The 25,419-nt window shown below is 35.0% G+C and carries 29 protein-coding genes and 1 riboswitch; of the genes, 23 read left to right on the plus strand and 6 right to left on the minus strand.

Annotated features, from left to right (window positions below; genetic code table 11):
• Positions 1–588: 588 nt before the first annotated feature.
• From C7J90_RS06215 to C7J90_RS06225, 3 genes are all read right to left on the minus strand, one after another.
• A complete protein-coding gene (locus C7J90_RS06215) occupies positions 589–963 on the minus strand; it encodes a DUF1722 domain-containing protein (protein ID WP_103208227.1) in 375 nt (124 codons plus the stop codon).
• Positions 960–1,472, minus strand: coding sequence for a GNAT family N-acetyltransferase (locus C7J90_RS06220; RefSeq protein ID WP_103208226.1), 513 nt, complete (start codon positions 1,470–1,472; stop codon positions 960–962). The genes C7J90_RS06215 and C7J90_RS06220 overlap by 4 nt, the downstream gene beginning before the upstream one ends.
• Before the next feature lie 221 nt (positions 1,473–1,693).
• Positions 1,694–2,113 (minus strand): organic hydroperoxide resistance protein, encoded by a 420-nt coding sequence (locus C7J90_RS06225; protein WP_103208224.1) that lies wholly within the window; start codon positions 2,111–2,113, stop codon positions 1,694–1,696.
• A 134-nt stretch (positions 2,114–2,247) separates the two neighbouring features.
• Between C7J90_RS06225 and C7J90_RS06230 the strand changes: the two genes are divergently transcribed.
• From C7J90_RS06230 to C7J90_RS06240, 3 genes are read left to right on the plus strand one after another with little or no spacing between them, the layout of a single operon-like run.
• On the plus strand, positions 2,248–3,252 hold the full coding sequence (locus C7J90_RS06230) for a D-2-hydroxyacid dehydrogenase (RefSeq protein ID WP_103208223.1): 1,005 nt from the start codon (positions 2,248–2,250) through the stop codon (positions 3,250–3,252).
• Between the two features lie 20 nt (positions 3,253–3,272).
• Positions 3,273–3,998: a type I 3-dehydroquinate dehydratase gene (aroD, locus tag C7J90_RS06235; RefSeq protein ID WP_103208221.1), complete on the plus strand. Its 726-nt coding sequence runs from the start codon at positions 3,273–3,275 to the stop codon at positions 3,996–3,998.
• 50 nt (positions 3,999–4,048) lie between these two features.
• The gene (locus C7J90_RS06240) at positions 4,049–4,597 is read left to right on the plus strand and encodes a nitroreductase family protein (RefSeq protein WP_103208220.1); all 549 of its coding nucleotides are present in this window, start codon (positions 4,049–4,051) and stop codon (positions 4,595–4,597) included.
• Positions 4,598–4,684: 87 nt separating this feature from the next.
• Here the strand turns inward: C7J90_RS06240 and C7J90_RS06245 are convergent, their stop codons facing one another.
• On the minus strand, positions 4,685–5,005 hold the full coding sequence (locus C7J90_RS06245; RefSeq protein ID WP_103208218.1) for a thioredoxin family protein: 321 nt from the start codon (positions 5,003–5,005) through the stop codon (positions 4,685–4,687).
• Positions 5,006–5,186: 181 nt separating this feature from the next.
• Between C7J90_RS06245 and C7J90_RS06250 the strand changes: the two genes are divergently transcribed.
• From C7J90_RS06250 to C7J90_RS06285, 8 genes are all read left to right on the plus strand, one after another.
• Positions 5,187–5,543 carry an arsenate reductase family protein gene (locus C7J90_RS06250; RefSeq protein ID WP_103208216.1) on the plus strand — a complete coding sequence of 119 codons (357 nt, stop codon included), beginning with the start codon at positions 5,187–5,189 and terminating at the stop codon, positions 5,541–5,543.
• A gap of 66 nt (positions 5,544–5,609) precedes the next feature.
• Positions 5,610–5,990, plus strand: coding sequence for a glycine cleavage system protein GcvH (gcvH, locus tag C7J90_RS06255; RefSeq protein ID WP_103208214.1), 381 nt, complete (start codon positions 5,610–5,612; stop codon positions 5,988–5,990).
• A gap of 220 nt (positions 5,991–6,210) precedes the next feature.
• On the plus strand, positions 6,211–6,606 hold the full coding sequence (locus C7J90_RS06260) for a toprim domain-containing protein (protein WP_103208213.1): 396 nt from the start codon (positions 6,211–6,213) through the stop codon (positions 6,604–6,606).
• The gene (locus tag C7J90_RS06265) at positions 6,572–6,886 is read left to right on the plus strand and encodes a thioredoxin family protein (RefSeq protein WP_103208211.1); all 315 of its coding nucleotides are present in this window, start codon (positions 6,572–6,574) and stop codon (positions 6,884–6,886) included. The genes C7J90_RS06260 and C7J90_RS06265 overlap by 35 nt, the downstream gene beginning before the upstream one ends.
• 40 nt (positions 6,887–6,926) lie before the next feature.
• A riboswitch (SAM riboswitch) is annotated at positions 6,927–7,035 on the plus strand.
• 99 nt (positions 7,036–7,134) lie between these two features.
• Entirely contained in the window at positions 7,135–8,163 is a 1,029-nt protein-coding gene (locus C7J90_RS06270) for a methionine ABC transporter ATP-binding protein (protein WP_103208210.1), read from the plus strand.
• Positions 8,156–8,851, plus strand: coding sequence for a methionine ABC transporter permease (locus C7J90_RS06275; RefSeq protein WP_103208208.1), 696 nt, complete (start codon positions 8,156–8,158; stop codon positions 8,849–8,851). Before C7J90_RS06270 ends, C7J90_RS06275 begins: the two co-directional genes overlap by 8 nt.
• Positions 8,852–8,876: 25 nt before the next feature.
• Entirely contained in the window at positions 8,877–9,701 is an 825-nt protein-coding gene (locus C7J90_RS06280) for a MetQ/NlpA family ABC transporter substrate-binding protein (protein WP_103208206.1), read from the plus strand.
• A gap of 81 nt (positions 9,702–9,782) precedes the next feature.
• A complete protein-coding gene (locus C7J90_RS06285; RefSeq protein ID WP_103208204.1) occupies positions 9,783–10,601 on the plus strand; it encodes a MetQ/NlpA family ABC transporter substrate-binding protein in 819 nt (272 codons plus the stop codon).
• A gap of 76 nt (positions 10,602–10,677) precedes the next feature.
• On the opposite strand, the gene popT is transcribed toward C7J90_RS06285, so the two are convergent.
• Complete coding sequence (popT, locus tag C7J90_RS06290; RefSeq protein ID WP_103208202.1) at positions 10,678–11,526, minus strand: polyprenyl-phosphate transporter PopT; 849 nt, start codon at positions 11,524–11,526, stop codon at positions 10,678–10,680.
• 306 nt (positions 11,527–11,832) lie between these two features.
• Between popT and sufC the strand changes: the two genes are divergently transcribed.
• The 7 genes from sufC (at position 11,833) to C7J90_RS06325 (ending at position 19,822) form a co-directional block, all read left to right on the plus strand.
• The gene (gene sufC, locus C7J90_RS06295; protein WP_103208201.1) at positions 11,833–12,597 is read left to right on the plus strand and encodes a Fe-S cluster assembly ATPase SufC; all 765 of its coding nucleotides are present in this window, start codon (positions 11,833–11,835) and stop codon (positions 12,595–12,597) included.
• Between the two features lie 25 nt (positions 12,598–12,622).
• The gene (sufD, locus tag C7J90_RS06300) at positions 12,623–13,930 is read left to right on the plus strand and encodes a Fe-S cluster assembly protein SufD (RefSeq protein WP_103208199.1); all 1,308 of its coding nucleotides are present in this window, start codon (positions 12,623–12,625) and stop codon (positions 13,928–13,930) included.
• A gap of 27 nt (positions 13,931–13,957) precedes the next feature.
• Positions 13,958–15,199: a cysteine desulfurase gene (locus C7J90_RS06305; protein ID WP_103208198.1), complete on the plus strand. Its 1,242-nt coding sequence runs from the start codon at positions 13,958–13,960 to the stop codon at positions 15,197–15,199.
• The gene (gene sufU / locus C7J90_RS06310; RefSeq protein WP_103208196.1) at positions 15,189–15,638 is read left to right on the plus strand and encodes a Fe-S cluster assembly sulfur transfer protein SufU; all 450 of its coding nucleotides are present in this window, start codon (positions 15,189–15,191) and stop codon (positions 15,636–15,638) included. The genes C7J90_RS06305 and sufU overlap by 11 nt, the downstream gene beginning before the upstream one ends.
• A gap of 122 nt (positions 15,639–15,760) precedes the next feature.
• Positions 15,761–17,158 carry a Fe-S cluster assembly protein SufB gene (gene sufB / locus C7J90_RS06315; protein ID WP_103208195.1) on the plus strand — a complete coding sequence of 466 codons (1,398 nt, stop codon included), beginning with the start codon at positions 15,761–15,763 and terminating at the stop codon, positions 17,156–17,158.
• 550 nt (positions 17,159–17,708) lie between these two features.
• Positions 17,709–18,707 carry a hemolysin family protein gene (locus tag C7J90_RS06320; protein ID WP_103208193.1) on the plus strand — a complete coding sequence of 333 codons (999 nt, stop codon included), beginning with the start codon at positions 17,709–17,711 and terminating at the stop codon, positions 18,705–18,707.
• A gap of 44 nt (positions 18,708–18,751) precedes the next feature.
• Positions 18,752–19,822 carry an NAD(P)H-dependent flavin oxidoreductase gene (locus C7J90_RS06325; protein WP_103208191.1) on the plus strand — a complete coding sequence of 357 codons (1,071 nt, stop codon included), beginning with the start codon at positions 18,752–18,754 and terminating at the stop codon, positions 19,820–19,822.
• A 150-nt stretch (positions 19,823–19,972) separates the two neighbouring features.
• On the opposite strand, the gene C7J90_RS06330 is transcribed toward C7J90_RS06325, so the two are convergent.
• Positions 19,973–20,665 (minus strand): alpha/beta hydrolase family protein, encoded by a 693-nt coding sequence (locus tag C7J90_RS06330; protein ID WP_103208190.1) that lies wholly within the window; start codon positions 20,663–20,665, stop codon positions 19,973–19,975.
• A 123-nt stretch (positions 20,666–20,788) separates the two neighbouring features.
• Between C7J90_RS06330 and C7J90_RS06335 the strand changes: the two genes are divergently transcribed.
• The 5 genes from C7J90_RS06335 (at position 20,789) to C7J90_RS06355 (ending at position 25,186) form a co-directional block, all read left to right on the plus strand.
• Positions 20,789–21,637 (plus strand): DUF72 domain-containing protein, encoded by an 849-nt coding sequence (locus C7J90_RS06335; protein WP_167388993.1) that lies wholly within the window; start codon positions 20,789–20,791, stop codon positions 21,635–21,637.
• Positions 21,638–21,652: 15 nt separating this feature from the next.
• On the plus strand, positions 21,653–22,474 hold the full coding sequence (locus tag C7J90_RS06340; RefSeq protein WP_103208187.1) for a sulfite exporter TauE/SafE family protein: 822 nt from the start codon (positions 21,653–21,655) through the stop codon (positions 22,472–22,474).
• A gap of 18 nt (positions 22,475–22,492) precedes the next feature.
• Complete coding sequence (locus C7J90_RS06345) at positions 22,493–23,812, plus strand: bifunctional metallophosphatase/5'-nucleotidase (protein ID WP_103208185.1); 1,320 nt, start codon at positions 22,493–22,495, stop codon at positions 23,810–23,812.
• An 85-nt stretch (positions 23,813–23,897) separates the two neighbouring features.
• On the plus strand, positions 23,898–24,821 hold the full coding sequence (lipA, locus tag C7J90_RS06350; protein WP_103208183.1) for a lipoyl synthase: 924 nt from the start codon (positions 23,898–23,900) through the stop codon (positions 24,819–24,821).
• Positions 24,822–24,832: 11 nt separating this feature from the next.
• Positions 24,833–25,186 carry a YutD family protein gene (locus tag C7J90_RS06355; RefSeq protein ID WP_103208182.1) on the plus strand — a complete coding sequence of 118 codons (354 nt, stop codon included), beginning with the start codon at positions 24,833–24,835 and terminating at the stop codon, positions 25,184–25,186.
• Positions 25,187–25,419 lie beyond the last annotated feature (233 nt).

Genomic DNA, 25,419 nt, shown 5'->3' on the forward strand with positions numbered 1-25,419 from the left:
AGGTGGGGCAAATCGTCCGTTTTATAACCATATAAAATAGTTAGTGTGAGACATTATATGAACAACTTTTTATTTCATGCGGACTTAAGATTATTGTTTAAAACTTTAGCGATTTTAATTATTTTTTCGAAATATAAGCTAAGTCTAAATATCATCACAGGACAATGCCTAACTGCACTTAATCGATTCCTAAGTGAAGATTATTAATTTAAAAAAATTCGGGAAACAGTTTAATGCCTCATCGTAAATTAGGGTATAGAACTATAATTGATTTATTGAAAGTTATTCAAGTTCTCACGAAAGTTTTGATAAGATAAAGTAGTAAATGCCTATACTATGACTATGCAAAATTCAAATGGAGATATGATTACAGGAATGATTGTGTTACTTTAACAAAAAGGAGCAATAAACAGGTTGTTCATCATTCCCTTTGTTTCACTATAGCGTATGAGGGAGCATATTTAATTGCTATAGGATTTTAAGGGGCTTTTTCAAGAACTTTACTTGTAACTATCTTAATAACCGCGTTAGTGATCATATCAAAACCTGGTTCATCCAGAAATGTTCAAAATGCGTAGAATCTTTAAATTATGAAATATCCATAATTGCGCTCTGATAAAGGTATTGATTATTGTATTTTTGGATGAGTTGTTGAATGAAATGTATGTATGAAGTGTAATGAGTAGACTGTGATTCTAATAAATCCATAATTTGAAGGTAATGCTCTTTTTCCTCTATTGTTGCTTCTTTTTTAAAGTATCCCCATAAATGTTGGAATGTATTGATAAATGCTTTATGACCAATAGGTTTTTGGAGTATGGTATCAATGGCTTGAATCAGTTCCTCATAAGTCGCCCCGTACTTGATTATTGTTTTAATATGTAAATAATCTCGATAATCGCGCATCATCACATTGTACTTTTGATAATGCCAATATTTTTGGATTTTTGTTATTTCTTTCATTTGGAATCACCTATATTATATATGAGCCAATGTTCTTCAATATATTGATTATTAATCTTGCGTGCAGCCTCTTCTAATGCAAAAAATTCAAATCCTAAGTTATTAAAGAAGATTTTAGCTTGAATGTTATTTGAAGCAATGGCTAGCATGAGTTGCTCAATATGTTGAGATCGTGCATGCTTAATTAATGTTTCCATAAGTTGATAGCTTAATGATTGGCCACGGTATTTAGGGCTGACATATAAGCTTTGGATAAATGCTTTATGTTTTTTGCTTGGGTGAGGTATGAAGTCTAATTCTATCATGCCAACTAGTTTTTGATTATCAAATGCACCAAATACCACATTCCGCTTATGGTTGTCTGGATGCAAAAGATGCCTCAAGTCTTTTAGGTTGAGATGGTCACCGTCATAAAATTCATGTAGAAAAGTTAATGGCTCATTTTGATATGCTTCTATTATCAAATTTTGAAAATCTTTTGCGTTGTCATGAGTCAAAATCTTTATCATAGGTCACCTCTCGAAAATTAATTATATTTGTAAATAATCATATTAGAATCTAGAATTTAATGCAACTTTATTTTTGAAAGTTCAGAAAATAAAGTAATAAATCATATTCTTTAAAAAATGAATACTTCTCAAGAGGATGAAGACAATAAAAAAGTGAAACTGAAATCAATACGATTTCGCAGTTTCACTTTTGATTTTATCATAATTGTGGATAATAAATCTTATTCAATCACTTCTACAGAAAGGTTAACATTAATGTTACCACGAGTTGCTTTGGAATACGGACAGAAATCATGTGCGTCTTGAATAGCTTTTTCGGCGTCTGATTGTTCCATATTTTTAACTTTACCGTGAATATCTACTTCTAATTTTGGACTTTTGTGGTCAGGATCATCTATTAAGCGCACTGTTAAATCAACAACAGGTTCTGCCTCTCTAAAACCACTTTGTTTAAGGATTAAATCAAATGCACCATTAAAACAAGAAGCATAACCTGCTGCGAATAGTTGTTCAGGGTTAGTTGCTTTGCCATCTGCTTTATCAGGGGGTAGGATTTGTAAATCTAAAGTTTGGTCATCTGTTTGAACGTGTCCTTTGCGTCCGCCTGTATTGGTTGCAGTTGTTTCATAAATTGTTGCCATGAATAAATCCTCCTTCAATTATCTTGTAATAATTGTTTACCCCAAATGGAATTGTTCAATCATCAGTCTTTTCAAATATAAAGAATTAGGATATAGTAACTATATTCAGAATTTACTGACAATGGAGGGATACGATGAAAAAAATTAAAATATTTGATGTTAGAGAAGATGAACATCAAGCATTAGAAAACTGGATGAGTGCACATCAGGGAGAAGTGGAAGTAGAGTTAACATCAGATTCGCTTGGGGAAGCGCATTTTGATACATTGGATCAAATCGATGGTATATCGACATCACAAACCACAACGATTAATAATAATTATTTAAAAATTTTGGCAGAACACGGTATTTATCATGTTGCCCAGCGATCTGCTGGTTACGATATGTTTGATTTGGACGTTGCCAATCAATTAGGGATTAAAATATCAAATGTACCGAGCTATTCACCGCAATCAATTGCAGAATTTGCTGTGATGCGTATATTAGAGTTGGTTCGTCATGCGTATCAAATTGATCAGAATGTATCACAACAATGTTTTGATTGGAGTATGAATATTCAAGGGAGAACAGTTGAATCTTTAAAAATAGGAGTTATAGGGACAGGGCGTATAGGGAGTCGAGTGGCTAAAATATTAAATGGGTTCGGATCACAAGTTTATGGATATGATTTAAAGCCTAATTCAGAGTTAGAAAGTATCCTGACATACGTTGATAGTGTAGAGACGCTTGTCCAGAACTGTGATGTCCTAACGATACACATCCCAGGTTCTAAGGACAATCATTATTTTATAAATCAGCACGTTTTTCAACATGCTAAAGAAGGTCTTTTATTTGTGAATACTGCACGTGGTAGTGTAGTAGATACTCAAGCATTAATCGAAGCGCTTGATAGTGGAGTAGTTTCTGCGGCTGCTTTGGATACTTATGAGAATGAAGGGGATTATTTTAGAAAAGATTGGTCGAATAAACATATTGCTGACCAGACATTACAAGGTTTATTAGGACGAGATAATGTATTAATTTCGCCACATGTTGCATTTTATACCGATGAAGCTGTACAAAATTTAGTAGATATTCCATTGGATGATGTTTTATCATATATTCATGGTAAGGAAGTTAAAAATATTGTGAATCTTTAATTGAAGAAAGGTGTTTAATCATGAAAACACAAATTGTCGCTAGTTTTATGCCAGATAATGATCAATTAACCCAAAAAGATTTGGCTTTAATTAATCAGTATCAAGACGATTTTGATATTTTAGAATTACGTGTAGATGGTTTAGCTCAATGTGAGATTGATACGCTACGTAAGATAATTGAAGAAATCAAGACGGTATTGAAAAAGGATTTGTTAGTCACATATCGTACTGTTAAACAGGGGGGGAAGGGTGTCAAATCTGAAGAAGACTATGTTAAGTTCATTCGAGGTATCGGACGACTTGAACAAGTAGACTTAATCGACATTGAGTGGGAACCCTACAATGACATCAGGAAAATGCTCGTTCATGAGTGTGAAGCACATCAAAAAGTCACTTTATTGTCTTACCATCGTTTTGATGAAACACCTAAAATCGAGGTGTTAAAAAAGACTTATTTCAATATGTCAAAGCTAGGGGCGCAACATTTGAAAATTGCAGTGATGCCTCAAACGAGACAGGATGTATTGACTTTATTAGAAGCACTATCTGAAGCGAGTGAAGCATTACCTCAGTGGGTGACAGGTATTTCAATGTCGCAACTGGGCGTCATTTCGCGTACAGCTCAGGAAGTATTTGGTGGCGCATTGACATATGGTTCAATATCAGAAGCAGTAGCACCTGGACAATTACACGTCAAAACATTATCAAACCTGATGCCTGTGTACAGTTTAGTTGAAAAGCGATAAGCCCTTAGATATAATTGATAATGGTTATCATTAAAAAGGGGTAGATAGAGATGCAACTTCAAAAAGCGATTGAAACAAGAAGAAGTATCAAAAATTTCACGAGAGATATGCATATTGATGAGTCGGTTGTAAAAGAAGCAATCGAAATAGCTGCTGATGCACCAAATCATGGGATGAGAGAGCCGTGGCGTGTTGTGTACGTCCCTAAGTATAAATTAGGAGAAATGAGTCGAGATATTTCGAAGTATGCATTTCCAAGAGATAAAGATAAGCAACAAAGTCACTATGATGCAGTCACAAATCTTGGCGGATTTTTAGCCATTATTATGAAATGTGATGCCAGACAAAGAGAAGAAAATGAAAACTACTTAGCAATTGGTGCTTTTGCTCAAAATTTGTTATTGTTACTCCATGATAAAGGGATAGGTTCATGTTGGAAGACACCAGAGTATATATTTAACCCGAAAGTAAGAAATGTTTTTGGTGTATTACCGGATGAACGGTTAGTTGGCTTTATTTATCTAACAGATTTAGAGGACTATGAGACGTGTCGAAAGGTTGAGCGAAAAAATAGGGGTTTAATTACTGATTATATTTAAACACTAATGACTATTAAAAGAAGAATAGCTTTCGAGCGAAACATTATTTATCAGTTTCAGCTTCGAAAGCTATTTTTACATATAATATTAACCTAAACTTTCAGATAAGTAACTTTCAACTTGTTCAGGTGATTTTGCGTGAGCTGAATGTAAGTGATGTAGTTTTTGACCGTTTTTGAAAATTAAAAGACTTGGAATGCCCATTACGTCATTTTCAATAGCAGCTTCTTCTAGTTCATCGCGGTTAACAGTATACCATTGATATGCATTATATTTTTCAACAATTGGATCAATCCACATGTCCATTGCACGGCAGTCCGGACACCATCCTGCTTCAAATTTAATAATAACTGGTGAGTCACTTTGAATAACAGATTTGAACGCATTCATATCATTAATTTTTTGCATATTAAAACCTCCGTAAAATCAACGTACCGTTATTATAACGGATTCAATGTTCAAAGTCATGCTACAAAATATAACGCTTAAAACAAAAACGAAACGTTGTTTTGAAATGAATAAAAAATAATTAGCTATTTTATTAAAATATTTGGTATATTTATTATAGTTAAAATGAGGAGGTAATGAAATGATTAAATTTTATCAGTATCACAACTGTACAACATGTAAAAAAGCATCAAAATTTTTAACTGAATATGGTGTGAGCCACGAGCCAATTGATATCATACAACATACTCCAACTAAGGAAGAGTTCCGCAAAATTATTGAAGCTTCTGGTATTGATATTAAAAAATTCTTTAATACACATGGTGCAAAATACCGTGAACTTAACTTGAAAGATAAGCTTGCTGACATGGATTATGAAGAGAAGTTAGAGCTTTTAGCATCGGATGGGATGTTAGTTAAAAGACCTCTTGCCATTTCTGGAAATACGGTCACAATAGGATTTAAAGAAGACGAATACCGACAAACTTGGGTTCAGTAAAATAGTTGATAGAATTTAAGCAATATGTCATGATAAATGTGTAAACATAAATAGGAGGGGATTCACGTGGCAGTGCCAAATGAACTAAAATATTCTAAAGAACATGAGTGGGTAAAAGTTGACGGAAATGTAGCTCTTATTGGTATTACTGACTTTGCGCAAAGCGAGTTAGGTGACATCGTATTCGTTGAGCTTCCTGAAGTAGATGATGAAGTTTCTGAGGGTGAAACTTTTGGTAGTGTAGAATCTGTTAAGACAGTTTCTGAATTATACTCACCTGTTTCAGGTAAAATTATAGAAGTTAATGAAGATCTTGAAGATGAACCAGAAGCAGTCAATGAATCACCATACGAAAAAGCATGGATGGTTAAAGTTGAGTTGAGTGACGAAAGTGAACTTGATGCATTAATGGATGCAGCTGCTTATGAAGAAATGATTGGTGAATAATACTTATTTTGAACTCCTTGGTAACATGTTTATCTTGGAGTTTTTTGAACTTTATATCAATGATAGGTAAGCGACTTCGTATGGACAGATTAGGTTAAAGTACGAGAGGAGCTATAACACCATATAACACAAATTGAGTAAGTTTTTCTGAGATTTAGCTCCATAGCGCATCTATGATTAAAAGTCGTCTTACGCCCATTTTATTTAGAAGGTGAAGACTATGGCGATCGTAAACAAAATCATTGTTGTAGAAGGTAAATCTGACAAAAAAAGAGTCAAAGAAGTATTAACAGAATCAGTAGATATTATTTGTACACATGGCACGATGAGTGTTGAAAAAATAGATAACATGATAGAATCACTCTACGATAAGCAAGTTTATATTTTAGTGGATGCTGATGCTGAAGGACGGAATATTCGAAAGTGGTTTTCGAAATATTTAAGTGAACGTATTGATATTTATATTGATTCTACTTATACCGAAGTCGCACGCTGTCCACGTGATTATCTCTCAAATGTTTTAGGCCGTCACGGCTTTGAAGTAAAAAAAGATTTTTATGTTAAAGGAAAGTACACATATCATGAATGTTTCAGAGCAATTGAACAATATATATGAGAATTATAATGAACCCACACATCTGATTTTTGGCTATACGCCGATGTGTGGGACATGTAAGATGTCAGAGCGAATGTTAGATATTGTGAATGATATGACACAGCTCCCACTCGTGAAAATTGATTTAAACTTTCATCCAGAGTGGAGTCGGGAAAATGAAATACAATCAGTCCCGGTCTTAATCATTATGAAGCAAGATCAAGAAGTACAACGTATTTATGCGTTTAAGTCTGTGACATATTTGTTAGAAATTTTCAAAAAAGCGATTGACGAATCGTAAGTATAATGATAAGATTAATAACAATTAAATATTCAGAAAACTCTTATCCGGAGTGGTGGAGGGATGTGCCCTATGAAGCCCGGCAACCGTCTAAATATTAGAAATGGTGCCAATTCACATAAAGTATTAATTACTTTTGAAGATGAGAGAAGCGACGTGTATACAATGCTTTCTCTTTTAACTCAAAAGAGAAAGCATTTTTTATTATGGTCTGAGATGGAGTCGTAACACGAGGAGGAACTAGCAATATGATTGAGTTAAAAAATATTGTTAAAAAGTATGAATCGAAATCAAAAACTGTAACAGCAGTTGATCATGTTGATTTAAATATAGGTACAGGAACAATTTTTGGAATTATCGGATTTTCGGGAGCCGGTAAAAGTACATTAGTTCGCTTATTTAATTATTTAGAAGTACCTACATCTGGTGATGTGATGATAGGGGGAGAACATATTGGTCAGCTCACTAAGGCTGAACTTAGGAAAAAACGCCAAAAAGTAAGTATGATTTTCCAACATTTTAATTTACTTTGGTCACGTACTGTATTAGAAAATATTATATTTCCGCTCGAAATCGCTGGAAGGCCTAAAAAAGAAGCGAAACAAGAAGCGATAAAACTGATTGAGAGAGTGGGTTTAAAGGGACGTGAACATGCGTATCCTTCTGAACTTTCTGGAGGGCAAAAACAGCGAGTTGGTATTGCTCGAGCGTTAGCAAACGATCCGGAAGTATTGCTATGTGACGAGGCAACAAGTGCATTAGACCCACAAACTACTGATGAAATATTAGATTTGCTATTAGAACTAAAAAAAGAAAAAAATCTAACAATCATCATGATTACGCATGAGATGCATGTGATTAGACGTGTATGTGATGAGGTCGCAGTAATGGAAAATGGTCGAGTGATTGAGCAAGGAAGCGTATCAGAAGTCTTTAAAAATCCAAAACATCGCGTGACAAGACGTTTTGTTCAAGAGGACTTAGAGCCACCACAAGATCAAGATGATGTAGTGAAGTCTATCGAATTGAATGAAAATGATTTGCTAGTTAAGTTTATATTTTCAGGAGAGAATACGACAGCACCAGTTATTTCTTATATCGCTCAAAAACATCAAATGGCGATTAATATTTTAGAAGGAAATATTAAAAACACCAAAACCGGGTCAGTCGGATTTTTACTCGTGCATTTATCTGACATTACAGACAGCACGTTTAACACACTACAATCAGATCTGGAATCTAAAAATATACAAGTAGAGGTGGTCAGTCGTGGGTAAGAGTTTCAGCGAGATTTTACAGGAAATGATAACAATGCCGAATGTGCGCTGGCCTGATGTGTGGTTAGCAACATATGAAACACTTTATATGACTGTCATATCGACTGTATTTTCGTTTATCTTGGGATTAGTCTTAGGCGTTATTTTATTTTTAACATCAAAAAGTCATTCTAAGCTTGGACGCATATTTTATAGTATTGTTTCATTTTTTGTTAATTTATTCAGAGCGATACCGTTTATCATTTTAATATTATTACTTATTCCATTTACGAGCTTAATTTTAGGCACAATTAGTGGTCCAACAGGTGCTTTACCAGCCCTAATTGTTGGAGCTTCCCCTTTTTATGGACGCTTAGTGGAAATTGCACTAAAAGAAATTGATAAAGGTGTTATTGAAGCGGCTCGTTCAATGGGCGCAAATACATGGACAATTATATTAAAGGTGTTAATTCCAGAATCTTCACCCGCTCTCATATCAGGGATTACTGTAACTGCTATTGCCTTAGTAGGATCAACAGCAGTAGCAGGCGTTATTGGTGCAGGTGGATTAGGTAACTTAGCATATCTGACTGGCTTTACGCGAAATCAAAATGATGTCATTTTAATTTCGACCATTTTAATACTTATTATTGTTTTTATCATTCAGTTCCTAGGGGATTGGGTTACAAATAAAATTGATAAAAGATAATTTACTTTTTAGGAGGAATAAAGGGATGAAAAAAGTTTTATCACTAGCTTTAATTTTAGTTTTAGGAGTTGTGCTTGCAGCATGCGGAAATAAAGATTCAGCAGGCGGTAGTGATGATAAAAAGGTTGTTGTAGGTGCTTCGCCAGCACCTCATGCTGAGATTTTAGAAGAAGCAAAGCCAATCTTAAAAGATGAAGGTTACGATCTAGAAATTAAGACGATTAATGATTACACAACACCGAATAAATTATTGGATGCAGGCGAATTAGACGCAAACTTTTTCCAACACACACCATACTTAGATAAAGAAAAAGAAGATAAAGGTTACAAAATTGAATCAGCAGGCAATGTTCATTTAGAACCAATGGCTGTATATTCTCAAAAATATGATAGCTTAAAAGACCTTCCAGATAACGCTGAAATCTTTGTTTCAAACAATCCAGCAGAGCAAGGTCGATTCTTAAAATTCTTTGTAGATGAAGGACTGATTAAAATTAAGGATGGCGTAAAAATTCAAGATGCTACTTTTGATGATATCGTTGAAAATAAAAAGAACATTAAATTTAATGATAATCAAGCAGCTGAATTCTTACCAAAAACTTATCAAAATAATGAAGGCGATGCTGTAATTATTAACTCTAATTTTGCAATTGAGCAAAAGTTAAACCCACAAAAAGATTCAATTGCGGTTGAAAGTCCTGAAGATAACCCTTATGCAAATCTTATTGCAGTACAAGAAGGACATAAGGATGATGAAAAAATTAAAGCTTTAATTCAAGTGCTTCAGTCTGACGACATCAAAGCATTTATTAAAGAAAAATATGATGGATCAGTAGAACCAGCAAAATAATACATTTTTAAGTAAAAAGAGATGCTTGGATTTAATTTGATTTGAGCGTCTCTTTTTATATACAACGAAAGGGGATTCAATATGAAAAAACTTTTAAATTTAGGTACATTAATGGTAGTGATAGTGGTTTTGCTTGTAGCGTGTGGCCAAAGTGAATCATCAAGTGAAGATAAAACAATTGTAGTTGCGGCAACACCGACGCCACATGGTGAAGTGGTCAAAAAAGCAGCAGAACAGCTTAAAGACAAAGGCTATAAAGTGGAAGTGCGTGAAGTTAATGATTATAAAATACCAAATAAATTATTAGATAAAGGTGATGTGGATGCTAATATGTTTCAACATGTTCCTTATTTAAATGCTGAAAAGCAATCGCATGGATACAAAATTGAAGAAGTTGGTAAAGTGTTAACAACACCTATGGGCGTATACAGTAAAAAGCATAAAAGTTTAAAAGATTTACCACAAGGTGCAAAAATCTATATATCAAATAATCCAGCTGAAGAAGGACGCTTCTTGTCATTTTTTGTAAAAGAAGGGCTTATTAAAATTAAAAAAGGCGTTAAAATTGAAGATGCTAAATTAGATGATATTGTTGAAAATAAAAAAGATTTACAATTTGATAATCAACAAGGCGCTGAATTTTTACCCAAAACATACAATAATAATGAAGGTGATGCTGTGATTATGAACTCAAATTATGCAATTGATAATGGTTTAAAACCTTTAGAAGATTCTATTGCGGTAGAAGATGAATCTTCACCATTTGCTAATATTTTAGCGGTACAAGAAGGTCATAAAGATGATCAAAAGTTTCAAGATTTACTTAAAGCTGTACAATCTCAGGAAGTAAGACATTATATAGAAGATGAATTCGATGGAGCAGTTATACCAGCAAAATAACATTAAACGAGGGCAGGGAGCTTATTAAATCCCTATCCTCGTTTAATTTTTTCATGTGATGATATGCTTCTGTGAATTAAGATGCTGTGTACCGACCTAAAATGTAGCTGACTAAAAACCCAATAACGAGTGTTAAGAGAGAAACAATCCAACTTAATCCTGTTGAAGGTAACCCGGGAAATACAGAAAATAATGAACCGATAACGAGCCCTAGTATAGCTGCATACGTGAGGTATGTGTAATGTTCAAGTAAATAGGTAATCAATTTACTTGCGATTAAAAAGCCGGAAAGGATCCCTAATCCTACAACCATGATAACAGGTAGGGTGTTAAAGTTAAGGTGTACAAGTTCAGAAATTGAATAAGTAACCGTCCCATACACACCAAACAACAGCAAAATAAATGAACCAGAAATACCCGGTAAAAGCATAGCACTCGAAGCACACATGCCAGCAATAAAATATTTGATTAACATAGCGGGAGACATATCAATAGATGTCGGCTTACCGTGTGTAGTCCCCGTTGAAAAATAAGCCATAATAGCAAGAATGATGATGGCGATAACCATTACAATCCAATGTTGTGTTTTATAGGTTTCTTTGTACTTTGAAATACGTAATAAGAATGGAATAATCCCGATAATCAAGCCGGTAAAAAAGAACATGGTTGGCGTAATGTGTTCTGCAAGTAAATAGTTGATGAGACTACTTAAGATGCCAATTGCTAGGCCCATTCCTATAATAATGGGGATAAGAAATAAAATGCTCTTTTTAAAATTTTTGGAAAACACACCGCTTACCGATGCGATAAAGTCATCATAAATTCCAAGTAGCAGCGCTATCGTCCCACCGCTAACACCTGGTATGAGGTCGCTAGTTCCCATCGCAAAACCTTTTGGAATATTTGATAATTTAAACTGAGACATAACTGCAGATTCCTTTCAATGTGTAATGTCAGTACATCATAACATAATATTACCTAATCTGATGAATATTAATCATTGGACTTTAGGCCTAATGAGAACAATCACGCTATCATTATCAATAACTTTATATATATCAGTCTCAAAAATGATTGATAAATATAAGATGATGTAATCTGACATGGTTTATAAATACCGTTGTTTTGGGTATAATAGCCATTAGGAGAAAAAAGAAATCCTTTTTGACGTTACATTAAAATTATTATAAACTAAACTATGGAATCAAACATATATTTGGAGGGAATATTAATGCCATCAACATTAGAAATTAAAGACCTACATGTGTCTATTGAAGATAAAGAGATTTTAAAGGGTGTTAACTTAACGATTAACACTGGAGAAATCCATGCAATTATGGGGCCGAATGGTACAGGCAAATCAACACTTTCATCAGCAATTATGGGGCATCCTGCTTATGAAGTGACTAAAGGAGAAGTTTTATTAGACGGCGTGAACGTTCTTGAATTAGATGTAGACGAACGTGCTAAAGCTGGATTGTTTTTAGCCATGCAATATCCATCAGAAATCAGTGGGGTAACAAATGCTGACTTTATGCGTTCTGCTATTAACGCACAACGTGAAGAAGGCCAAGAAATTAATTTAATGCAATTCATTAAAAAGTTAGACAAACAAATGGACTTTTTAGAAATGGATAAAGATATGGCACAACGTTATTTAAATGAAGGTTTCTCTGGTGGGGAGAAAAAGCGCAACGAAATTTTACAATTAATGATGCTTGAGCCTAAATTTGCCATTTTAGATGAGATTGACTCTGGACTTGATATTGATGCATTGAAAGTAGTATCTAAAGGAATCAATGAAATGCGCGGCGACGAATTTGGTTCATTAATCATCACACACTATCAACGTTTACTTAATTACATTACCCCAGATCATGTTCATGTGATGTATAACGGTATCGTTGTAAAATCAGGCGGTGCAGAATTAGCCAAACGTCTTGAAGAAGAAGGCTATGAGTGGGTTAAAGAAGAATACGAAGCGACTCAAGCGTAATCATCATCAATAGGAGGAAAGAATTATGACAACTGAAACATTAAATATTTCTGAAGCTCAAATTGTTGATTATTCACAAGCCCATCAAGAACCTTCGTGGATGACATCATTAAGGAAAGATGCGCTTAAACAATCTCTGTCTTTAGAAATGCCAAAACCTGACAAAACTAAATTAACTAAATGGAACTTTGATTCATTTAAGCAACATGAAACGAAAGGGTCTGTATTTTCAGATCTTACAGAATTACCAAAAGAAATTGATCGTATTATTAACGTTGAAGATACCGAAAACTTAATTATTCAACATAATAATACGCTTGCATATACACAAGTAAATGAAAAAGCGCAAAACGATGGTGTTATCATTGAACATATTAGTGAAGCCTTAAAAAACCATAGTGATTTAGTTGAAAAATATTACATGACAGATGCTGTAACAGTAGATGAGCATCGACTAACTGCCGTACATGCAGCATTAATGAATGGTGGCGTATTTATTTATGTGCCAAAAAATGTTGTAGTGGAACACCCTATTCAATATGTGGTGTTACATGATGATGAGAATGCGAGTTTCTTTAATCATGTTGTACTCGTTACGGAACAAAGTGCAGAAGTCACATATGTCGAAAACTACTTATCAACAGTTAGTGGTGAAGGCAATCAACTTAACATTATCTCTGAAGTTATGGCTGGGGCAAACTCAAAAATTTCATATGGTTCAGTAGACTTCCTAGACAAAGGCTTTACAGGTCATATTATCCGTCGTGGGGTAACTGAAAATGACGCAACAATTAATTGGTCTCTTGGACTGATGAATGAAGGTGACCAAATCATTGATAATACAACACATCTTATTGGTGACCGTTCTGCGTCAGATTTAAAATCAGTTGTTGTCGGTCGTGGAAATCAAACTATTAATTTAACATCTCAAATTGTTCAGTATGGCAAAGAAACAAATGGCTATATTTTGAAACACGGTGTAATGAAAGAAAATGCTTCATCTATCTTTAACGGTATAGGTTATATTAAGCATGGTGGCTCAGGATCAGCTGCGAACCAAGAGTCGCGTGTATTAATGTTATCTGAAACAGCACGTGGTGACGCAAATCCTATTTTATTAATTGATGAGGACGATGTAGAAGCAGGTCACGCTGCATCAGTTGGACGTGTGGACCCAGAGCAATTGTACTACTTGATGAGTCGTGGTATTTCACAAGAGGAAGCAGAGCGCTTAGTTATTCATGGTTTCTTAGACCCTGTCGTACGTGAATTACCTATTCAAGATGTGCAACGACAATTACGTGAAGTTATTGAACTTAAAGTAGGTAAATAACATTATTCAGAAAGGTCTGTGATAAAGGTGGCCGATACAAATTTAAATGTAGACGCAATCATTCAAGACTTTCCTATATTGAATCAAAAAGTAAATGGAAAGCGTTTAGCATATTTAGATTCAACAGCAACAAGCCAAAAACCGAAGCAAGTGATTGAGGCTCTTGATGATTACTATGAGCGTTACAATTCTAACGTCCATAGAGGTGTTCATACATTAGGATCGCTTGCAACAGATGGTTATGAGGGTGCGCGAGAAACGGTGAGACGTTTTATCAATGCACCATATTTTGAAGAAGTCATCTTCACACGCGGCACGACTGCAGCAATTAACTTAGTTGCACACAGTTATGGTGATGCAAACATTCAAGAAGGCGACGAAATTGTTGTGACGCAAATGGAACATCATGCAAACTTAGTGCCGTGGCAACAGTTGGCCAAGCGTAAAGGTGCAACATTAAAGTTTATTCCGATGACGGATGATGGGCAACTTACTCTGTCCGCAGTAGAAGAAACAGTAACTAATCGTACGAAAATCGTTGCAGTTGCACACGTATCAAATGTACTAGGTACAATCAATGATATTAAATCTATTGCTCAAATTGCACATCAACATGGTGCGATTATCGCTGTGGATGGTGCACAATCTGTGCCACATATGAAAGTTGACGTTCAAGCATTAGATGTTGATTTTTATAGCTTTAGTGGACATAAAATGTTAGGGCCAACAGGAATAGGTGTCCTTTACGGTAAGCGAGAGTATTTGCATCAAATGGAACCTATTGAATTTGGTGGAGATATGATTGACTTTGTTGGTTTACATGAGAGTACTTGGACAGACTTACCAACAAAATTTGAAGCGGGAACACCTTTAATTGCACAAGCAATCGGTTTAAAAGCGGCAATCGAATATATTGAAAATATAGGTTTTGATGCTATACATGATCATGAACAAGTGCTAACGCAGTACGCTTATGAGCAAATGTCTCAAGTTGAAGGTATTGAGATTTATGGGCCAGAAGTATCAAAGCGCGCGGGTGTCATTACTTTTAATTTAAAAGATGTACATCCACATGATGTTGCGACAGCACTTGATACTGAAGGTGTAGCAGTGCGTGCAGGGCATCACTGTGCACAACCTTTAATGAAATGGTTAAATGTATCATCTACAGCACGCGCAAGCTTTTATATATACAATACTAAAGAAGACATCGATCAACTCGTAGAAGGGTTGAAGCGAACGAAGGAGTTTTTCTCGTATGAATTTTAATAACCTAGATCAATTGTATCGTTCAGTTATTATGGATCACTACAAAAACCCTCGTAACAAAGGCGTAATTGAAGATGGAACGATGACTGTTGATATGAATAATCCAACCTGTGGCGATCGAATCCGTCTCACTTTTGATGTGCAAGATGGAATTATCAAAGATGCTAAATTTGAAGGTGAAGGTTGCTCGATATCTATGTCAAGTGCATCAATGATGACAGAGGCCATTAAAGGGCATAGCCTAAAAGAAGCAATGCAAATGAGTCAAGAGTTCACGAAAATGATGCTTGGTGAAGACTTTGAAATTACTGAAGAAATGGGCGATATCGAAGCTTTACAAGGTGTTTCTCAATTTCCAGCACGTATTAAGTGTGCAACATTAGCATGGAAAGCTTTAGAAAAGGGTACAATAGAAAAAGAAGGTAAACTAGAAGAATAAGCATCGATTTGAGGATGCGTTAACATAACGATAAATGTTGAGCGTATAGAGCGATAGGGCCAGCTGAAAGCAATGAATCAGTAACCGAATTGAGATGAATAATTTATATAGGAGTGATAAACATGGCTAAAAAAGCACCTGATTTGGGCGATTACAAATATGGGTTCCATGATGAAGACGTTTCGATTTTTAGATCAGAACGTGGTTTGACTGAAAATATCGTACGTGAAATTTCAAGAATGAAAGATGAACCTGAATGGATGTTAGATTTCCGTCTTAAAGCTTTAAAATTATTTTATAAAATGCCAATGCCACAATGGGGCGGAGACTTATCAGAGCTCGATTTTGATGATATAACATATTATGTTAAGCCATCAGAGCGTTCTGAACGTTCTTGGGATGAAGTACCTGAAGAAATCAAACGTACTTTTGATAAATTAGGTATTCCAGAAGCCGAACAAAAATATTTAGCAGGTGTGTCTGCACAGTACGAATCAGAAGTGGTATACCACAATATGGAAAAAGAGCTCGAAGAAAAAGGTATCGTATTTAAAGATACAGACACAGCGTTAAAAGAAAATGAAGATTTATTTAAAGAGTACTTCGCATCTGTTGTACCAGCTGCTGATAATAAATTTGCGGCATTAAATTCAGCAGTATGGTCAGGTGGATCATTTATCTACATTCCGAAAAATGTTAAATTAGATACGCCATTACAAGCTTATTTCCGAATTAACTCAGAAAATATGGGGCAATTTGAGCGTACGTTAATTATTGCTGACGAAGGCGCGTCAGTGAACTATGTTGAAGGTTGTACAGCACCTGTATATACTACGAACTCATTGCACTCAGCAGTAGTAGAAATCATCGTTCATAAAGATGCTCATGTCCGTTATACGACGATTCAAAACTGGGCGAACAACGTTTATAACCTTGTAACGAAGCGTACATTGGTCCATGAAAACGGGAATATGGAGTGGGTTGATGGTAACCTAGGTTCTAAGCTAACAATGAAATATCCAGCGTGTGTATTAGTAGGTGAAGGCGCAAAGGGTAATACGCTTTCTATCGCATTTGCTGGTAAAGGACAAGTACAAGATGCTGGAGCTAAAATGATGCATAAAGCACCAAACACATCATCTACAATTGTATCTAAATCTATCGCTAAAGATGGCGGCAAAGTAGTTTACCGTGGTATCGTACACTTTGGTCGAAAAGCAAAAGGCGCGCGTTCTAACATTGAATGTGACACGCTCATCTTAGACAACGAGTCAACATCAGATACAATCCCTTATAATGAAATATTTAATGATAGTATTTCCTTAGAACATGAAGCAAAAGTATCAAAAGTATCTGAAGAACAACTTTTCTATTTAATGTCTAGAGGTATTTCTGAAGAAGAAGCGACTGAAATGATTGTAATGGGCTTTATTGAGCCATTTACGAAAGAATTGCCAATGGAATATGCAGTAGAAATGAACCGTCTTATCAAATTCGAGATGGAAGGCAGTATCGGATAGATTTAAAGTATGGTATCAGGCTAATTTTACCTATGGGGTATCTTAGTTTGATACCATTTTTGCAACATTGAGCCATAATTAAGCAAGAGGTATCACAATGTTGGTGGTGAATCTAATGCTCTTTAAGTTATTGAACATGAACGTTTAAGAAATATTTTAAAAGTATGAAATGACTCTCAAAATTTTAGAAATATCTTTTTTAAGGATTCCTTTGTTATGCGCTATTGAAGTATAGTATCTTTGGAAGATTTGAGAGGTATTTTTTTGATTACCCCAATGATTGTATAGACTGTATAGGTAACGATGATACAGTATCCATCAAAATAGTATACTACCCCTTATAGTTGAATCTTAGAATTCGATTATAGGGGTACAATAATGTCTGGGTATATTATATTTGTAAAGGTTTCAAATAGATAAAGTCATGGAGAAATTAGAAACGTACATCTTGATTTTTACTGTCTTTTCAGTAAAAATGAAAGTAACTTTATCATGATGATAGCTTTAAAAGTTATGGTACGAGTTAGATCGTTAGAGGGGGAGCTGCATAATGATCATTGCGATCATTGTATTAATTTTAGTATCTTGTTTTTTCTCAGGAAGTGAAACAGCACTGACTGCAGCTAACAAGGTACGATTACAATCTGAAGCAGAACAAAATAATCATAAATCTGCAAACTTATTAAAGTTACTAGAAAAGCCGAGTGAATTCATTACAACAATATTAATAGGGAATAATATTGCTAACATTTTATTGCCTACGTTAGTGACAATTTTAGCTGTTCGTTTAGGTGCTAACATTGGAATAGCTTCTGCGATATTGACTATTGTGATTATCGTTTTTGCAGAGGTCATACCCAAGTCGATTGCGGCTACATTTCCAGATGCAATTGCAAGGTTTGTTTATCCGGTGATACGCCTATTTGTCATTATTTTTAAACCCATTACTTTAATTTTAAATATGTTGACTGATTGGATTAATCAATTATTATCTCGGCATAATCCTAATCAAGGTATGTCAAAAGAAGAAGTGCGTACAATGGTTGCCATAGCAGGTACGGAAGGTGCATTTAATGAGATGGAACGTACACGAATTCAAGGTGTCATGAACTTTGACCGTTTAAAAGTGAATGATGTTAATAATACGCCTAGGGTTAATGTTACATCTCTATCGATTGAAGATACGTATGAGGAAGTCTATGAGATTGTGATGAATCATCCTTATACACGCTATCCTGTTTATGAAGGAGATATTGATAATGTAGTAGGAGTCTTTCATTCTAAATACTTATTAGCATGGAGTAAAACACCAGAAAAGACAATCACTGACTTTTGTTCCGAACCTCTTTTCGTTTATGAACATAATCGAGCAGAATGGGTACTTCGTAAAATGACTATTACACGAAAGCATATGGCGATTGTTTTAGATGAATACGGTGGGACAGATGCAATTGTAACGCATGAAGATTTAATTGAAGAAATGTTAGGTATGGAAATAGAAGATGAAATGGATAGAGAAGAAAATCATAAATTGAGTAAAGTACGCTAAATAGATAAGAAATCAATGAATAAATCATACAAAGGGGTTTTAATATGTGGGGACAAATGGAAATCTCTCAATTATGCCAAATTGACTATCCTATTATTCAAGCGGGGATGGCTGGTTCAACGACGCCTGAACTTGTAGCAGCTGTGAGTAATGCAGGAGCACTTGGGACTATTGGAGCGGGCTATATGACACCAGATGAACTCGAGTCTGAGATTAAGCAAGTACAAGACTTAACCGCCAAGCCCTTTGCAATCAATCTATTTGTACCTGAAGATATACAATATGAGATGTCTGAAGTGCGTCAAATGAATGCATTATTACACCCTTATCGTCAAGCGTTAGGATTAGATGTTCCAAATGTAAAATCACATGATGCATCTGATTTTGAGTTAAAGATAAAGCTAATGATAAAGTATCAAGTACCAGTTTGCAGTTTTACATTCGGCATTCCACATCAATCCATATTAGAACAGTTGAAAAGCGCGAATGTTATTACAATTGGAAGTGCTACGACTGTAGAAGAGGCACAGGCATTAGAACGTGCAGGGTTAGACATTGTTGTAGCTCAAGGTAGTGATGCAGGAGGGCATAGAGGCAGCTTTAGTGACAAGCCCTATGAAACAATGGTAGGTACTATGTCACTCGTCCCTCAAATTGTAGACAATGTATCGATTCCGGTTGTAGCAGCAGGTGGTATTATGGATGGTAGGGGTCTAATTGCAAGTTTGATGTTAGGTGCTCAAGGCGTCCAGCTCGGTACAGCGTTTTTAACGACACGAGAAAGTAAAGCGAAAGACGTGCATAAAAAAGCAATACTCAATTGTAAAGAAACAGATACGATTGTGACAGATATATTTAGTGGAAAGATGGCTAGAGGTATTCAAAACGCATTTATACATGAAATCAAAGCATCAGGCGCTAAAATCTTACCATATCCTATCCAAAATGATCTCACTACGTCTATTCGTTCAGCGGCAAGTCAAATTGGCAAAACCGATTGGATGCATCTTTGGAGTGGTCAAGGTGTAAGATTAGCACAAGATACAGATGCTAAAAGTTTAGTAGAAAGTATGATTCATAAGGGTAATCAGTGTTTAAATCAATTTAATCAGTAAAATACAATATACAATCAATTTAAGCAACATCACTATGGATTAGTCAGTTTAAAGGTAAGGTTATCACCTAACTTTGAAGTCAATATTATAGTGGTGTTGCTTTTTGCATTATTTTACAGCTTCAAATCTTTAAAAAGCTGTTACACAAAATTAAGCGCGATGATTGAGCCATTTTAGAAGCATATCATGATGCATCGCTTCTGGATTAATGCAATCTAAATGATCTAAATGTGGCAATGCATATAGTGTAATATATGTTCCTTTTTTATAGTTTTCTTGTACATATGATAATGAAGTATCAATATGAACAGAAGTATCATTATAACCATGAATAATTAGCGTATCAGTTTGAATAGGTGTTTGCATGATTGGGGAAGCATCTTTAAGAACATGCGTTGATGTAGGATTAAAGTATTCAGGAACAGCGTCTTGCCCTAAATGGTGGTGTAAAGTATAAAGGACATCTGTTACAGGTGCTAGTGCAACGATGCAATCAAATAATAAATCATTGAGTAAAGCAAGTTGTCCTCCTACAGAATGGCCAATACCTATCAGTTGAGAAGGATGATATTTTGATTGTTTAAATGTTTCAACAGCATTTCGTATATCATCTTTAGGGATAGGCCATTCATGCTCGGAGCCACGTCTATATTCAACATTTGCAACAGAAAATCCTACGTCGATAAGTGCATCAATATAAGGATTCATCATATGCTTATCAAATTGATTACGCCAATATCCACCATGTATGAGTACAATCCATTTGTCATGTTGAACGTCATGATTTCTGTAAATATCAATATGTTGATCTTGATGTTGACCGTATTGTAACTGTTCGACCATAAATAATCTCCTTCTATTTAAATCTTTTTATGATATTACCCTATATATGAATACTAAAACTGAATGATGCATCACAATCATCTTTAATGGAGTGATTGTGATAAAATGAAAGAGGTGATTATTATGATAGAAATTGGTTTAACTGGTTGGGGAGACCATGATTCATTATATGAAGATATTGCGCGTCAATCAGATAAGTTATTAACCTATTCCAGTCATTTTCCTATTGTTGAACTGGATGCATCGTACTACGCAATTCAACCTGAACGGAATATTTTAAAGTGGATCAATGAAACACCTAAACGTTTTAAGTTTGTGGTCAAAATCCATCAAGCCTTAACATTACATGCTGATTATCGTGATTTTGCGACATCAATGGATGCGTTGTTTAATCAGTTTTCTGAGATGATTGTGCCATTACAGAAGGCAAATAAGCTTGCGATGATATTAGTACAATTTCCACCATGGTTTGATTGTAATGCGAAAAATGTGCAATATATTCGCTACGTCAAGTCCAAACTTGAACAGTATCCGATATGCGTCGAATTTCGCCACCAGTCGTGGTTTGAAGGTGATATGAAAGAAAGAACTTTAAGTTTCCTTACTGAAAATCAACTGATTCATTCAGTTTGTGATGAGCCACAAGTTGGAGAAGGAAGCATTCCATTCGTGAATCGTATTACACATACTAAAGCACTCGTTCGATTACATGGTCGTAATATCAATGGATGGCGGAAGCAAGATATGACTGATCAAGAATGGCGAGATGTTCGTTATTTGTATCAATATAGCGAAAAAGAACTACAAGAACTAGCAAATAAAATCGTTGTTTTAAATCAGAAAGCAGATACCGTATACATTATATTTAATAATAATTCAGGTGGTCATGCTGCAGGAAATGCTAAACAATTACAACAGTTATTGAATATTGAGTATAAAGGTTTGGCACCACAACAACTGAAACTATTTTAAGCGGAGGCGGACAACATGAGTTGGTTAATTTTAATTATAGTAGGTTTATTATCAGCTATGATCGGGTCTTTGGTAGGTATAGGTGGCGGTATTATCATTGTACCTACCCTTATTTATTTTGGGATGAATCTTCAAATATTAGACGGTGTTACACCACAGACAGCTATTGGAACATCTTCTATTATTTTAATTGTGACAGGCTTATCATCAACACTCAGTTACTTAAAAGCCAAACAAGTTGATGTGAAAAATGGATTTTTATTTTTAATTGGTATCATTCCTGGTGCATTAATCGGAGCGTATTTAAGTCAATTTTTAACGATTCATTCCTTTAATCTCTATTTTGGTATTTTCCTGATTATCGTTTCAATGATGCTCATGTTTCGAGATCGTATTCCGCCCATTAGAGTGTTTCAAAAACCACAGTATATGAAACATTTTACAGATAAAGAAGGCATCAATTATGAATATGCCGTTGTGCCATCGCTAGCAGTGGTGATATCGTTTGTTATCGGGCTGACAGCTGGATTATTTGGCATTGGTGGTGGCGCATTAATGACACCGTTAATGCTTTTGGTGTTTCGTTTTCCACCTCATGTTGCTGTCGGCACAAGTATGATGATGATTTTCTTTTCAAGTATTACAAGTTCAGTAGGTCATATTGTGCTTGGACATGTCATTTGGGGATATAGTCTTATTTTGATTATATCTAGTTGGATAGGAGCAAAAATTGGTGTAAAAATTAATAAACGTGTCAATTCCCAAACAATCGTCACTTTATTGCGCATTGTCATGTTAGCATTAGGTGTCTATCTGATTATGAGATCATTTCTATAAATAAGTGAGGTGAATGATGTGCGTTTAACAATCTATCATACTAATGATATTCATAGCCATTTACGCGAATTTGCAAGGATTACATCTTATATGGCGAAACACAGACCAAAACTCAATCATCCGTCATTATATATTGATATAGGGGATCACGTAGATTTGTCTCTACCTGTAACAGAAGGGACAATGGGCAAGCGTAATGTTCAATTGCTTAATGAAGCCCATTGTGATATTGCGACAATTGGTAATAATGAGGGAATGACAATTTCACATGAGTCTTTGAATGCTTTATATGATGAAGCTGAATTTACTGTAACTTGTGCGAATGTGATTGATGAAGCGGGGGCATTACCTCGTCATTTTGTTTCTTCTCATATTCACGAAGAACAAGGTGTGAGAATACTCTTTATTGCAGTTACTGCACCGTTTACACCATTTTATCGGTCGTTAGATTGGATTGTAACTGATCCGCTTAATGCGGTTAAAGATGAGCTCGCTAAATGCGAAGGGACATATGATATCGTTATGGTAATGAGTCACGTCGGTATTTTCTTTGATCAAAAGCTATGCGAAGTTTTACCCGAAATTGACGTTATATTTGGAGCCCATACACATCATTACTTTGAAAAAGGACAAATGGAAAATGGTGTGCTGATGGCAGCAGCTGGTAAATATGGAAATTACTTAGGAGAGGTCACAATTGATATCGATTCAAAACGTATCGTGTCGAAATCAGCAAGACTCATCCCTTTAAGAGACTTACCTGAAGTAAAGACGCATTTTGAAGAGGAGGGGCGTCAATTATTAAGTGAACCTCTGATTGATAGGCCAGTGACTTTACAAAGAGAGACGCACTTTATTACGAAAGCAAGCTACCTATTAGCAGAGAGTGTATATGAATTTGCACATGCTGATTGTGCACTGATTAATGCAGGATTGATTGTAAAAGGATATCATAATCAAATTGTAACAGAATACGATATTCACCAAACCTTACCACATCCTATAAATGTTGTACGTGTTAAAATAACAGGTCAAAAATTAAAAGAAATTTTAGAAATTGCGCGTGAGCAGTCATATATGTATAAAACTGCACAAGGGTTAGGTTTTCGCGGTAATGTTTTTGGTGGATATATTCTTTATAATATGGGATATATTGAATCGACACATCGCTACTTTGTTAAAGGTGAAGAAATAGAAGATGACAAGATATACTTACTTGGAACGGTAGATATGTACACATTCGGAAAATATTTTCCGTTATTAAAAGAGCAATCAATTGAATACTTAATGCCGGAATTTTTGCGGGATATTTATAAAGAGAAGTTAACAAGTCTATAAAAAGAAAAACGCGTAGATTTTAATTTGATGTAAAGTTCGTTATAATGTATAAAGACTTATTAATTACAGGAGGGTGTCCGTCGTTATGGCTACTAAAAATGAAGAAATTTTGCGCAAACCAGACTGGTTAAAAATAAAGTTAAACACAAATGAAAACTACACTGGTTTAAAGAAAATGATGCGTGAGAAAAACTTACATACTGTATGTGAGGAAGCTAAGTGCCCGAATATTCATGAGTGTTGGGGTGCGCGTCGTACGGCAACTTTTATGATACTTGGTGCGGTATGTACACGTGCGTGTCGTTTTTGCGCTGTTAAAACAGGATTACCGAATGAGCTTGATTTAGAAGAACCAGAACGCGTGGCTGAATCAGTAGAACTTATGAATCTTAAGCATGTTGTCATTACAGCAGTTGCGCGTGACGACTTAAAAGATGCAGGTTCAAATGTTTATGCTGAAACTGTTCGTAAAGTAAGAGAACGCAATCCATATACAACAATTGAAATTTTACCTTCAGATATGGGTGGCGATTATGAAGCGCTTAAAACATTAATGGCGGCTAAACCAGATATTTTAAACCATAATATTGAAACAGTCCGTCGTTTGACACCGAGAGTTCGTGCACGTGCTACTTATGATCGTACTTTAGAATTTTTAAGACGTTCTAAAGAATTACAGCCAGACATTCCTACTAAATCAAGTATCATGGTAGGTTTAGGAGAAACTATCGAAGAAATTCACGAAACAATGGATGATTTGCGTGCTAATGATGTTGATATTTTAACAATCGGCCAGTACTTACAACCATCACGTAAACATTTAAAAGTACAAAAATATTATACACCTTTAGAATTTGGTAAATTACGCAAAGTTGCTATGGAAAAAGGCTTCAAACATTGTCAAGCAGGACCACTTGTTCGAAGTTCTTATCACGCTGATGAACAAGTTAATGAAGCAGCAAAAGAAAAACAACGTCTAGGTGACGAGCAACTTAATAGCACTAAGTAGGTGGTGTGCACGTGATTAAAGTCGGCAACCATTACTTTGAACTCATAGAATCCCATAAAGGTGGATTTAACGAAGAAGATTTTATAGCAAGGTATTCCGAGATTTTGGATAAATATGATTTTATAGTTGGCGATTATGGTTATGAACAATTACGCTTAAAAGGCTTTTATTATGATTCTCAAAAGAAGGTAGATTATCATAAACGTTTTTCAACAATACAAGATTATATTTTAGAATATTGTAATTTTGGTTGTGCTTATTTTATTGTTCGACGATTAACTCAAGATGAGAAGAGTCATCATGAATCAATTGTTGAAGAGAGTAAATTAAAAGATGTTCGTATACAACCTACAATTCAAGATTAATATTATAGTTAGAAGCTAGGATATAGTGAGTAGACTTGGCATACGTTAAGCAATTCAAAATGAATCTTTTGAATTTTGATGATTGCTGCGTTTATGTCGAAGAAGTTATTTTTGAAATCCCATTAATTGGTTTTTCAAAAGCTAAGCGCTCAAGGTCCTAGTTTCTTTTTAAATAAAAGAGGCTCTATAATAAATCGGACTGGTGTATAAATAATTTCATTTATTTGATTGTT

Source organism: Staphylococcus felis, from assembly GCF_003012915.1.
Classification (GTDB): Bacteria; Bacillota; Bacilli; order Staphylococcales; family Staphylococcaceae; genus Staphylococcus; species Staphylococcus felis.

Excerpts from the sequence above, each read along its gene's own strand:
- C7J90_RS06215 (WP_103208227.1), bottom strand. The coding sequence starts at position 963 with ATGAAAGAAATAACAAAAATCCAAAAATATTGGCATTATCAAAAGTAC.
- C7J90_RS06220 (WP_103208226.1), bottom strand. The coding sequence starts at position 1,472 with ATGATAAAGATTTTGACTCATGACAACGCAAAAGATTTTCAAAATTTG.
- C7J90_RS06225 (WP_103208224.1), bottom strand. The coding sequence starts at position 2,113 with ATGGCAACAATTTATGAAACAACTGCAACCAATACAGGCGGACGCAAA.
- C7J90_RS06230 (WP_103208223.1), top strand. The coding sequence starts at position 2,248 with ATGAAAAAAATTAAAATATTTGATGTTAGAGAAGATGAACATCAAGCA.
- aroD (WP_103208221.1), top strand. The coding sequence starts at position 3,273 with ATGAAAACACAAATTGTCGCTAGTTTTATGCCAGATAATGATCAATTA.
- C7J90_RS06240 (WP_103208220.1), top strand. The coding sequence starts at position 4,049 with ATGCAACTTCAAAAAGCGATTGAAACAAGAAGAAGTATCAAAAATTTC.
- C7J90_RS06245 (WP_103208218.1), bottom strand. The coding sequence starts at position 5,005 with ATGCAAAAAATTAATGATATGAATGCGTTCAAATCTGTTATTCAAAGT.
- C7J90_RS06250 (WP_103208216.1), top strand. The coding sequence starts at position 5,187 with ATGATTAAATTTTATCAGTATCACAACTGTACAACATGTAAAAAAGCA.
- C7J90_RS06260 (WP_103208213.1), top strand. The coding sequence starts at position 6,211 with ATGGCGATCGTAAACAAAATCATTGTTGTAGAAGGTAAATCTGACAAA.
- C7J90_RS06265 (WP_103208211.1), top strand. The coding sequence starts at position 6,572 with ATGAATGTTTCAGAGCAATTGAACAATATATATGAGAATTATAATGAA.
- C7J90_RS06270 (WP_103208210.1), top strand. The coding sequence starts at position 7,135 with ATGATTGAGTTAAAAAATATTGTTAAAAAGTATGAATCGAAATCAAAA.
- C7J90_RS06280 (WP_103208206.1), top strand. The coding sequence starts at position 8,877 with ATGAAAAAAGTTTTATCACTAGCTTTAATTTTAGTTTTAGGAGTTGTG.
- C7J90_RS06285 (WP_103208204.1), top strand. The coding sequence starts at position 9,783 with ATGAAAAAACTTTTAAATTTAGGTACATTAATGGTAGTGATAGTGGTT.
- popT (WP_103208202.1), bottom strand. The coding sequence starts at position 11,526 with ATGTCTCAGTTTAAATTATCAAATATTCCAAAAGGTTTTGCGATGGGA.
- sufC (WP_103208201.1), top strand. The coding sequence starts at position 11,833 with ATGCCATCAACATTAGAAATTAAAGACCTACATGTGTCTATTGAAGAT.
- sufD (WP_103208199.1), top strand. The coding sequence starts at position 12,623 with ATGACAACTGAAACATTAAATATTTCTGAAGCTCAAATTGTTGATTAT.
- sufU (WP_103208196.1), top strand. The coding sequence starts at position 15,189 with ATGAATTTTAATAACCTAGATCAATTGTATCGTTCAGTTATTATGGAT.
- sufB (WP_103208195.1), top strand. The coding sequence starts at position 15,761 with ATGGCTAAAAAAGCACCTGATTTGGGCGATTACAAATATGGGTTCCAT.
- C7J90_RS06320 (WP_103208193.1), top strand. The coding sequence starts at position 17,709 with ATGATCATTGCGATCATTGTATTAATTTTAGTATCTTGTTTTTTCTCA.
- C7J90_RS06325 (WP_103208191.1), top strand. The coding sequence starts at position 18,752 with ATGTGGGGACAAATGGAAATCTCTCAATTATGCCAAATTGACTATCCT.
- C7J90_RS06330 (WP_103208190.1), bottom strand. The coding sequence starts at position 20,665 with ATGGTCGAACAGTTACAATACGGTCAACATCAAGATCAACATATTGAT.
- C7J90_RS06335 (WP_167388993.1), top strand. The coding sequence starts at position 20,789 with ATGATAGAAATTGGTTTAACTGGTTGGGGAGACCATGATTCATTATAT.
- C7J90_RS06340 (WP_103208187.1), top strand. The coding sequence starts at position 21,653 with ATGAGTTGGTTAATTTTAATTATAGTAGGTTTATTATCAGCTATGATC.
- lipA (WP_103208183.1), top strand. The coding sequence starts at position 23,898 with ATGGCTACTAAAAATGAAGAAATTTTGCGCAAACCAGACTGGTTAAAA.